Genomic DNA, 1,658 nt, shown 5'->3' on the forward strand with positions numbered 1-1,658 from the left:
CAGGCCGAGGACGGCGGAGCCGGCGAGGAGCACCTCGGGCAGCAGGTCGAGGGGGTTCTCGTTCATGCCGCTCGCCGTCCCGGTCATCGGGCGACGAGTTCCAGGACGGTGTGCGAGAACGGCTCGATGACGTCGAGGACGAAGCGGGGGAAGACGCCGAGTACGACGGCGAGGGCCAGCAGCGGGACGATCGCCGCCGCCTCGTGCGCGCGCAGATCGGGGAACGGCCGCGGCGTGCCGGGCGAGTCGGGCAGCCGCAGCGGGCCCAGGAACATCCTCTGGAGCGCCCGTACCAGCAGCGCGGCGGTCAGCAGGATGCCGAGCACGGCCACCGCGGTCGCCACCGGGCGCGGGCCGAGGCTGCCGGCCAGGATCTGGAACTCCGCGATGAAGCCGGAGAACCCCGGCAGCCCGAGCGAGGCGAAGACGGCGACGCCGGTGAGCGCGGCGAAGGCCGGGGCGCGGCCGGCGACGCCGGAGTAGGCGTCCATGGCGTACGTGCGGCCGCGTTCGTGGAGCACGCCGGCGAGCAGGAACAGCGCGCCGGTCAGCAGCCCGTGGCTGACCATCTGGTACGTCGCGCCGGTCACGGCGAGCCGGCGGGCGGCGGCGGTGTCCTCGCCGAGCGCGGCGGCGGCGCCGAGGGCCAGGAGGATGTAGCCCATGTGGTTGACCGAGGTGTACGCGATCATGCGCTTGAAGTCCGTCTGCGCCAGGGCCACCAGCGCCCCGTAGAGCACGGAGACGACGCCGACGGCGGCGAAGACCGGGGCGTACGTGCGCCACGACTCCGGCAGCAGCGGCATGGCGATGCGCAGGAACCCGTACGTGCCCATCTTCAGCAGCACCCCGGCCAGGATCGCCGAGCCGGCCGCCGGGGCTTCGGTGTGGGCCGGCGGCAGCCAGGTGTGGAACGGCACCGTCGGCGTCTTGACGGCCAGGCCGAGGCCGACCGCCAGCAGGACCAGGGCGCTGTGGCCGGACCGGCCGGCGAGCGGGTTCTCCTCGGCCAGCGCGACGATGTCGAACGTGTGCGGTTCGGCGGCGAGATAGAGGCCGATGAAGCCGAGCAGCAGCGCGAGCGAGCCGGAGAAGGTGTAGAGGAAGAACTTCTGCGCGGCGCGCGCGGCGCCCGGGTGGCCCCAGCCGGCGATGACGAAGTACATCGCGACGATCGACAGGTCGAAGAAGACGAAGAAGAGGATGAGGTCGAGCGAGGCGAAGAGGCCCAGGCAGGTGGTCTCCAGGAAGAGGAACAGGGCGGCGAACTCCCGCACCCTGCGGGTCTCGCGCAGCGCGTACAGCGCGCAGGCCGGGAAGAGCACGGCGGTCAGTGCCAGCAGCGGCAGCGACAGGCCGTCGACGCCGACGTGGTAGCCGATGCCGGCGCTGGGGATCCAGCGGGCGTGCGTCTCGTACTGGATGCCGCCGCCGTGGTCGTAGCCGGTCCACAGCGCGACGGTCAGCGCGAGGACGGCGGCGGAGACGGCGGCCCAGCTGAGCAGGAAGACCCGGCGGCCGGTGGCGCGCGGCAGGCAGAGCAGCACGGCGGCTGCGGCGGCTGGGAGGAAGACGAGGGCCGTGAGCACGGGGGCGGTCACCTCACGAGGACGAAGACGGCGGCGAGGACGGTGAAGGCCGCGGCGGCCTGGGCGAGG

The 1,658-nt window shown here is 73.3% G+C and carries 1 protein-coding gene; it reads right to left on the reverse strand.

The window, feature by feature from the left end; genetic code table 11:
* Positions 1 to 83: 83 nt before the first annotated feature.
* The gene (locus tag H5J30_RS31760) at positions 84 to 1,589 is read right to left on the reverse strand and encodes a complex I subunit 4 family protein (protein ID WP_181791045.1); all 1,506 of its coding nucleotides are present in this window, start codon (positions 1,587 to 1,589) and stop codon (positions 84 to 86) included.
* Positions 1,590 to 1,658 lie beyond the last annotated feature (69 nt).

The organism is Streptomyces phytophilus, assembly GCF_013870535.1.
GTDB classification, from domain to species: domain Bacteria; phylum Actinomycetota; class Actinomycetes; order Streptomycetales; family Streptomycetaceae; genus Streptomyces; species Streptomyces phytophilus.